This is a genomic window from Pseudomonadota bacterium (genome assembly GCA_026388315.1).
In the GTDB taxonomy this organism is placed as follows: Bacteria; Desulfobacterota; Syntrophorhabdia; order Syntrophorhabdales; family Syntrophorhabdaceae; genus MWEV01.
The window spans coordinates 23,507-31,331 of the sequence record JAPLKA010000121.1; the positions used below are offsets into that span (position 1 = coordinate 23,507).

Genomic DNA, 7,825 nt, shown 5'->3' on the forward strand with positions numbered 1-7,825 from the left:
ACATTCGTATAAAGTAAGGGTACCTATGGAAAACCCCTATAGAAAAGTACTCGCCAAAATAATATCGGTTGATATCAAGTTGGAAAACAGAAAGAGTAAAGCAAGTTTAAACGTTACAATGAACTTTCTCTTGGAAAATGAAAAAACAGAACATGTCACCATTGATTTTGCCAATTCCAGCCTTAGATTTTTCAATTTTGTAAATATACTTTTGCATGTCGTTGAAGTAAAGAAATGGTCTCAATTGGCTGGCGAGAAAGTGTTTGTTTTATACGATAAGAACTCTATTTTCAGAATCTGCAATGAAAAAGATGATAAACTGTTTTTAGACTTTTTAGAGTTTTTTCACGTAGACTGCTAAAACAGAAAATTGCTGCTCACAGCTTGTTTATTCCTGGAAGCTCTCCAGTCTCTTTTGTCTTGACGGGTGTTGCAGTTTTCTCAGGGCTTTGGCCTCGATCTGACGGATACGTTCACGGGTAAGTCCAAAGACATCACCAACTTCTTCCAAAGTATAATCGGTCTTCTCGCCGATGCCGAGCCTCATCCTGATAACCTTCTCTTCTCTCGGAGTAAGGGTTGACAATACTTTGCTTATCTCTTCCTTGAGAGAGATACCTACGAACTCCATAAAAGGTGAAGGGGCTTTAGGGTCTGCGATGAAATCACCGAGTTTGGAGTCATCATCTCCGATCGGGGTTTCGATTGATACGGTCCCATTGGTAACCTTCATGATCTTTCTGACTTTCTCCAGGGGAAGGCCGGCTTTCAATGAAATTTCTTCGAGGTTCGGTTCTCTCCCCAGTTCCTGGAAGAGGGCTACAGTAACCTTGCCGATCTTATTCGTGGTTTCAAGTATATGGACCGGTACTCTGATGGTCCGTGCGTAATCTGCGATTGCCCTCGTTATGGCCTGCCTGATCCACCACGTTGAGTATGTAGAAAACTTGTAGCCTTTCTGATAATCATATTTTTCAGCAGCCTTCATGAGGCCCATGTTCCCTTCCTGAATAAGGTCGAGAAAGGAAAGACCCCTGTTCATGTATTTTTTGGCAATATTGATGACGAGTCTCAGGTTTGCCTGAACGAGCCTGTTCTTGACGATCTTCAGTCCATCGTCAATTTCGCTGAGTTTCACCAATTTCTGCCTTATGATCTTTGCCTCGCCATCGTCCATGAACTTCATCTGCTGTGCGATCTTCCTGATAATTTCTACGAGAATCTTCTTGTTGAGTTTGAGGTTAAGCAGGATTTCTTCTGTCTTGTTCTCGACCGTCTTCAGATTTTTCTCAAGCTCCTTCCTGCTTGGCTTATCAGTTCCCGGCAGTTTTTTCCTTATTTCTTCCTTTTTATCGTGAAGGGTTTTTATGTTTTTAATGGAGGATATGGTTTTCTTCTTATATTTCTCCTCATCTTTTTGCATATAGTTCATTTCGTCGATACTGTTGATCACATCTACTATGTTTACGGTCTCTTCCTTCAGTTGCTGACCGATTTCCAGGAGCTCGTTTACTGCCTGGGGCAACTCAAACAAGATATTCTTTGCCGTTCTTTCACCTTCTTCTATCTTTTTTGCTATCTGGTATTCTTCATCAGATGTGAGGAGTGATACGTGTCCGATATCCTTTAAATAGGCCCATATTATGTTATCGGCTCTTTCTGAAGGTAACTTTTCAGCCTCTCCCCAGTCCGTGCTCTCTTCCTCGCGTGGTTTAACCTTCTCTTGTATCGTTTCGACTATGTCGATATCAGATTCTGAAAGAAAGTCGAATACGTCTTCAATATCTTCGGGAGAAAAGATGTTCCGAGGGAGGAAATCGTTGATTTCATCGGACGTAAGAAAGCCTTTTTCCATTCCTATGTCGACCAGGTGCTTTACTTCAGTAGAATTATTTATTGTCATTATCAGCCCCAAAAGAAAAAGATGCCCTTTTGCTGGAAAAGGGCATTCAAATTTATGTGCATAATTTATTGATGCATATAATATAACACCTATTTTGTCTTGCGTCAAGATTGTTTAGTAAACTGAAAATTCACCACATGTCTTTTCTGAGATAGACTGTTATCGGCAAAATTCATATAAAGGCTTATTGGTTGTTGTTTTCGGGTCTTCCGTATCTTTGCCGCAGTATTTACAGATGGGCATATGAGAGTATACCATATTACCATTTAATCGGTGGTTCTTCCGGCCCCTGCATAAGATACCTCAATTCCAATACTCTCTTTTCCACGACTGTAGCCTTATAATCGGCAACCACAATATTTCCGTACGATCTTAAATCTTTGTTGAGTTCTATTGCAAAAGCAAGACCTGTATCCCGGTAGTTCAACCATGTCTTTTGAGATTCTTTCAACTTTTGCTGTGCAAAGGGAGAAAGAGATTTCATGGCTTCTCTATAGACTTTATTCAATGCTTTGTCCGCTTTTTCATATCGTTTTTCATGACATTCAATAATTGAAAGGGTATTATCGGCTTTGCTGCAATCCTGTGCTGACATTGGGAACGCATGGCAAAGTATACATAGCAGTGTACCTAAAAAAATAACCTTGTTCATCCTGACCTCCTCTTTTTCACAGTATCCACGGATGGGCTTTATGAAACATCTTAAAATATACAATGACAATCTTTTTACTATTAGCTGCGCAGTCAACACCTTTGACCTCTTCCAAAGAAAAGAACCTGCCTTGCTGCCCCTCTTTGACTGTTACATCCTCAAGTGTCAGGTTGTGGTCAATGATTCTGTACATGTAAATATTGTATCCGTCAAAGGGGAAGTTGCCAAAGTATTCCGGATTAGAAAGTTCATATCCCAATTCTTCTCTTATTTCTCTTTTAATGGCTTCTTCAGGGGTTTCTTTTTCTTCTATCTGACCGCCAAATGTTCCCCAGCGATTGGGATAGGGAATATCAGGCTTATTGTCCCGTAGTTGAAGAAGAACCTTCCCTTCCCCGTTTTCCAGAATGAGTCCGCATTGTGGTCTCTTATCGCCCATATCAGTGCAATCTATGATGTTACAGCAATGAGTGTCAATTGTTTTTGTGTTTCAGCGGCAGCATCTTGATGTGTATGCTTCTGAGAATAACAGTTCAATGGCAGGAAGAATGTTTCAAATAAAAAAGCCCCCGAGGGGGTTTCCCTCGAGGGCTTTGATTAAGCAATGTAAATCTTACTGTCTGCCCTTTACGATCTCATCAACAATTGACGGATCGGCAAGGGTTGTGATATCGCCAAGCTCATCTATCGCGCCGGCTGCAACCTTTCTCAGAATCCTTCTCATGATCTTGCCGGAACGTGTCTTAGGCAGACCCGAAACGAACTGAATCTTGCCGGGAGATGCGATGGGACCGATCTCTTTTCTGACGTGTGCTACCAGCGCTTTCTTGAGTGCATCATCACCGGCAACGCCTGTTTTCAGAATGATATATGCGTAAAGGTCTTCACCCTTAATGTCGTGCGGGAAACCGACAACTGCTGACTCTGCAACTGCTGTTGTTAACGAATTGAGGGCTGCCTCGACTTCTGCAGTACCCATCCTGTGACCGGATACGTTGACGACGTCGTCAATACGGCCCATGAGCCTGAAATAGCCGTCTTCGTTCCTTATTGCTCCGTCACCGGAGAAGTAGAAGCCTGGCTGCTGCACAAAGTAGGTATTGAAGAATCTTTCAGGTTCGCCGAAAACGCCTCTCATCATGCCGGGCCATGACCGTGTAATGCAAAGCTCGCCCTGTTCATTTACCGGTGCGTCTACTGCCGGCTGGTCAGCAGATGATCTTGACTGTAAGGCGCGGGCTTCAACGCCAAAGAACGGCAGCGTTGCATAGCCCGGTATTGTCGGCCATGCGCCGGGAAGCGGGGTGATGAGGATGCCGCCTGTCTCGGTCTGCCACCAGGTATCAGCGATGGGGCATCTCTCTCCGCCCACGTACTTGTGGTACCAGAGCCATGCCTCAGGGTTGATGGGTTCGCCAACGGAGCCGAGCAGTCTCAGGGAGGACATATCTCTGCCCTGAGGCCATTTCTCGCCGTCTTTCATAAGTGCCCTGATTGCGGTCGGTGCGGTGTAGAAGGTAGTGACTTTAAACTTCTCGACCATCTGCCAGAACCTGTCAGGGTTCGGGAATGTAGGAACGGACTCGAAGACGATGGATGTAGCGCCGTTGCACATTGGTCCGTACACGATATAGGAGTGACCAGTAACCCAGCCGATATCTGCGGTACAGAAAAATATATCTTTGTCTTTGTAGTCAAAAATGTATTTGAATGAGGCATAGACATAGGTCATGTAGCCGCCGGTGGTATGGAGCACGCCTTTTGGTTTGCCTGTAGAACCGGATGTGTAAAGGATGAACAACGGGTCTTCCGCATCCATCTGCTCTGCAGGACATTCATCGCTGATGTCGGATGCTGCCAGTTCCTCTTCAAACCAGACATCTCTTCCTGCCTTCATAGGCACATCAAATTTCTCAAGTCTCTTTACTACGATAACCTTGTCAACAGTATGGCCCTGTGCTGCACAGGAGTCACATGCGATATCGGCATTTGCCTTGGAGCTCACATTTTTGCCAGAACGCCAGTAACCGTTTGCAGTGATAAGAACCTTTGCGCCGGCGTCGAGGATCCTGTCACGAAGCGCTTCAGCAGAGAAACCGCCGAAAACGATTGTATGGATGGCGCCAATTCTTGCACATGCGAGCATTGCAACGGGAAGCTGCCAGATCATGGGAAGATAAATAGCAACCCTGTCGCCTTTCCGCACGCCCCTCTTCTTCAGGACGTTGGCGAACCTGGATACGAGTTTCAGCATTTCTTTGTAGGTAAGTTTTACTACATCATCTTCGGGCTCGCCCTGGAAAAGAATAGCAACTTTATCGCCCTTTCCTTTCTCGATCTGAGCGTCAAGACAGTTGTATGAGATATTGGTCTTGCCGCCAATAAACCATTCGATTTCACCCTTGGAAAAATCTTCTCTGTTTACTTTCAACCACTTCTTATACCAGAATAATTCTGACGCTACGTTACCCCAGAACGTTTCCGGGTCCTGAATTGACTGCTTCCACATCTTTTCATACTGTTCCCGGCTGTTGACATACGCCTGTTCGACGAATTCCTTTGGTGGGTAATACTTGTTGTTTTCTTCCTTAATTACTGCCATACTCAACCTCCTGATTTAATATTGGATTGTGCTAATAATTTTCCGCTAAACGCATAATTATAAACATACCTGTATATGTTGTCAATAAAATCTTGTTAATATTTTCACAATAATATAATGTTTTGACATGTACACGTTATTCACAAAACACTTGATGATTGATCGTGAATTTTTATAATATAGAGCAAAATAATACTGAGGGAGATCATCATGTCGGACAATCAATCAATACAAGGGGCGCTGCAAAAATTAGCAGATGGAAACAAACGTTTCGTTGGCTCAAAGCTCACTCATCCCAACCAGACGGCAGAGCGCCGCAACGAGGTATCAAAAGGGCAGAAACCTTTTGCTGTTATCGTGGGCTGTTCTGATTCCCGGATCCCACCGGAAATCATTTTTGACCAGGGGCTCGGCGACCTTTTTGTAATCCGCGTGGCAGGTAATATCGTCGATGACATAGCCCTGGGGAGCATCGAGTATGCAGTTGACCATCTTGGCACTCCGCTTGTTGTTGTCCTTGGTCATGGGAAGTGTGGCGCTGTAACAGCCACTGTTCAGGGCGGAGAAGCGCACGGCCATATCGGGAGTATTGTAAAAACGATTGCCCCGGCTGTCGAGAAGGCAAAGGCACAATCAGGGGATTTGACGGACAATGCGATCAGGGCGAACGTTGAGCTTGTTGTTGAAAAGATTAAATCGTCGAAGCCGATTCTCGAGAAGGCATTAGAGCAGGGCGCAATAAAGATAGCGGGCGCCTATTACGACATAGAAACGGGAAAGGTTGATATTATAGCGTAGCGGAAAGTATCTTCTCCATCTCGTCGACATTTTTCTCTATGGTGTAGCCTTCGATCTTCTGCCTTGACTTTTTCCCCATTGTGTTCCGCAGGTTTTCATTGAAGAGGGACTTGATAGCTGCGGCTAATTGAGAAACGTTGCGGGGCTCATCGATTACATATCCTTCATTTTCAGATATGAGGGTCGAGGCTCCGTTCCATTTCGTTGTAATTGTGGGAAGCCCTGATGCCATAGATTCCATGGTGGTGAGGGAGCAGGCATCATAAAATGTGGGAGTGCGATTCCCTGTAAACAGTCTCAGGCGAAGCCTGTTCACCGAGAAAGGTTACGAGTTTGGACATGCTCAAATCCCGGATTAATCCTTGATAGCGTTCCTTTTTCCCTCTTCCCATGATAAAAAGGTGAAAATCCTTCCTTTCCCTTGAGAACTCACCGAGCGCAAGAAGGAGCGGGTGGAGGCCTTTAAGCCGGAAATTGCCGGCCGAAAAAAGGATTTTTAGATTTCCCGCCGGTTGTGTTTTTGCCGGCGTGAACCTTTCTGTATCCACGCCGTTATATACGATGTGAAAGTCATCATCGCCAAGGTTGTAATGTGCTGCCATATGGGTTTTAACCATATCGGAGATAGCCACGATTTTCCGGTACATTTTTTTTCGTATGGGGTATTCTGCGATCCATTCCTGGATTTTCTGGTTTATATTATTTTTTAACAGGATTGCCTTGAGCCTGCGCTCTTTCGGGTCATCATAGCTTGCGATCTCTCTCTCCATCCAGACCTTTTGCACACCGCCATGACTTTGATACACGTCCAGCTCAAACGTGTTTCCGAAACCCAGCATGACGTCCACAGGGACAGTTTTCAGTGATTTTTTATGATTGAGGGCAAAAGAAAGCGTCCTGAGCCACCTCGGAAAGGTTGCGGTATTCATTTTTACAAGGTGTATCCCAGGCACCTCTATTCCATGGGAACAGAAGACGAATACCTCATGCCCTCTTTTGACGAGGTTCGAGGAAAGGTCATAGGCATAACGCTCAGCCCCGCCTTTTTTCGGGTCAAAGTTATATATGGCTAATCCAATTTTCATTGAGGTGATTGCCCCGCGGGTTCATACCCCGAAGCTTGCTTCGGGATGGTTTGCCCCGCAACTTACTGCGGGGTGATTCATTACATGTTGTTGTCTCGCCTTTGATACCCCGCGGCTTGCCGCGGGGTAGTTCATTTCATGGTTTTAATGCCAGTAGTTTTTGATAAAAGTCTTCCATCCTCTTTGCCTGTTGACCATAGTTCCATTGCTCCAGGGCAGTCTTTTTCGCGTTCATACCGAAGGTGCTTCTTCTTTGTTTATCCGTAAGGATTGCTTCCATCTTTTCAGCAAGCCCGTATTCTTCAAGCTTTACGACATATCCTGTTTTGCCGTCTTCTACAAGCTCAGGGAGCATTCCCATGTCTGAGACTATGGCCGGTTTTCCCATGGCCATTACTTCCCGGAGCGCTCGTGCACTCCCGTCGCTTCCTGCCCTCATCATGATAAAAAGGTCAAACAGGGCAATCATGGAGAAATAATCGTCTACTCTGTACCCGGCAAGGATTACATCGTCTTCAAGCCCCAATTCTAAAAGGGGCCGCTTTATGCTCTTCTCCACCTGGGAGCTTCGCCCCACAATGATGAGCTTCACTTGCCCCACACGTTCTTTGATCTGCTTAAAGGCCTTGAGGATTACATCGTATCCGCGGTCAGGCTTGAGGCGTCCTATTACTCCGATTACCAATTCATCCTCATGGAGGCCGAATTCGTTTCGCATGTTTTTTACGGGTCCTTCGTATGGCGTAATTCCCGGTGGAACAACACTGGTTCTCTCAACGGGGAAG

Annotated in this window: 9 protein-coding genes; 2 read left to right on the forward strand and 7 right to left on the reverse strand. The window is 45.2% G+C overall.

Annotated elements, in window-relative coordinates; translation table 11 throughout:
- Window positions 1-25: 25 nt before the first annotated feature.
- Window positions 26-361, forward strand: coding sequence for a hypothetical protein (locus tag NTX75_17795; protein MCX5818070.1), 336 nt, complete (start codon window positions 26-28; stop codon window positions 359-361).
- A gap of 27 nt (window positions 362-388) precedes the next feature.
- Here the strand turns inward: NTX75_17795 and NTX75_17800 are convergent, their stop codons facing one another.
- The 4 genes from NTX75_17800 to acs form a co-directional block, all read right to left on the reverse strand.
- Complete coding sequence (locus NTX75_17800) at window positions 389-1,903, reverse strand: sigma-70 family RNA polymerase sigma factor (GenBank protein ID MCX5818071.1); 1,515 nt, start codon at window positions 1,901-1,903, stop codon at window positions 389-391.
- Window positions 1,904-2,162: 259 nt separating this feature from the next.
- Window positions 2,163-2,555: a DUF1311 domain-containing protein gene (locus tag NTX75_17805; GenBank protein MCX5818072.1), complete on the reverse strand. Its 393-nt coding sequence runs from the start codon at window positions 2,553-2,555 to the stop codon at window positions 2,163-2,165.
- A 16-nt stretch (window positions 2,556-2,571) separates the two neighbouring features.
- Complete coding sequence (locus NTX75_17810) at window positions 2,572-2,994, reverse strand: NUDIX domain-containing protein (protein MCX5818073.1); 423 nt, start codon at window positions 2,992-2,994, stop codon at window positions 2,572-2,574.
- Between the two features lie 174 nt (window positions 2,995-3,168).
- Window positions 3,169-5,157 carry an acetate--CoA ligase gene (acs, locus tag NTX75_17815; GenBank protein ID MCX5818074.1) on the reverse strand — a complete coding sequence of 663 codons (1,989 nt, stop codon included), beginning with the start codon at window positions 5,155-5,157 and terminating at the stop codon, window positions 3,169-3,171.
- Window positions 5,158-5,367: 210 nt separating this feature from the next.
- On the opposite strand from acs, the gene NTX75_17820 reads away from it, so the two are divergent.
- A complete protein-coding gene (locus NTX75_17820) occupies window positions 5,368-5,955 on the forward strand; it encodes a carbonic anhydrase (protein ID MCX5818075.1) in 588 nt (195 codons plus the stop codon).
- Here NTX75_17820 and NTX75_17825 read toward each other — a convergent pair.
- The 3 genes from NTX75_17825 to NTX75_17835 all read right to left on the reverse strand — a co-directional run.
- Window positions 5,945-6,271 carry a glycosyltransferase gene (locus NTX75_17825; protein MCX5818076.1) on the reverse strand — a complete coding sequence of 109 codons (327 nt, stop codon included), beginning with the start codon at window positions 6,269-6,271 and terminating at the stop codon, window positions 5,945-5,947. The genes NTX75_17820 and NTX75_17825 overlap by 11 nt on opposite strands.
- Window positions 6,216-7,040 carry a glycosyltransferase family 4 protein gene (locus NTX75_17830; protein ID MCX5818077.1) on the reverse strand — a complete coding sequence of 275 codons (825 nt, stop codon included), beginning with the start codon at window positions 7,038-7,040 and terminating at the stop codon, window positions 6,216-6,218. The genes NTX75_17825 and NTX75_17830 overlap by 56 nt, the downstream gene beginning before the upstream one ends.
- Before the next feature lie 136 nt (window positions 7,041-7,176).
- A partial coding sequence (locus tag NTX75_17835) for a glycosyltransferase family 4 protein (protein MCX5818078.1) occupies window positions 7,177-7,825 on the reverse strand: 649 nt, incomplete at its 5' end.

What these genes read in the sequence shown, in the direction of transcription:
- NTX75_17795 (MCX5818070.1), top strand. Translation starts at nt 26, where the DNA reads ATGGAAAACCCCTATAGAAAAGTACTCGCCAAAATAATATCGGTTGAT.
- NTX75_17800 (MCX5818071.1), bottom strand. Translation starts at nt 1,903, where the DNA reads ATGACAATAAATAATTCTACTGAAGTAAAGCACCTGGTCGACATAGGA.
- NTX75_17805 (MCX5818072.1), bottom strand. Translation starts at nt 2,555, where the DNA reads ATGAACAAGGTTATTTTTTTAGGTACACTGCTATGTATACTTTGCCAT.
- NTX75_17810 (MCX5818073.1), bottom strand. Translation starts at nt 2,994, where the DNA reads ATGGGCGATAAGAGACCACAATGCGGACTCATTCTGGAAAACGGGGAA.
- acs (MCX5818074.1), bottom strand. Translation starts at nt 5,157, where the DNA reads ATGGCAGTAATTAAGGAAGAAAACAACAAGTATTACCCACCAAAGGAA.
- NTX75_17820 (MCX5818075.1), top strand. Translation starts at nt 5,368, where the DNA reads ATGTCGGACAATCAATCAATACAAGGGGCGCTGCAAAAATTAGCAGAT.
- NTX75_17830 (MCX5818077.1), bottom strand. Translation starts at nt 7,040, where the DNA reads ATGAAAATTGGATTAGCCATATATAACTTTGACCCGAAAAAAGGCGGG.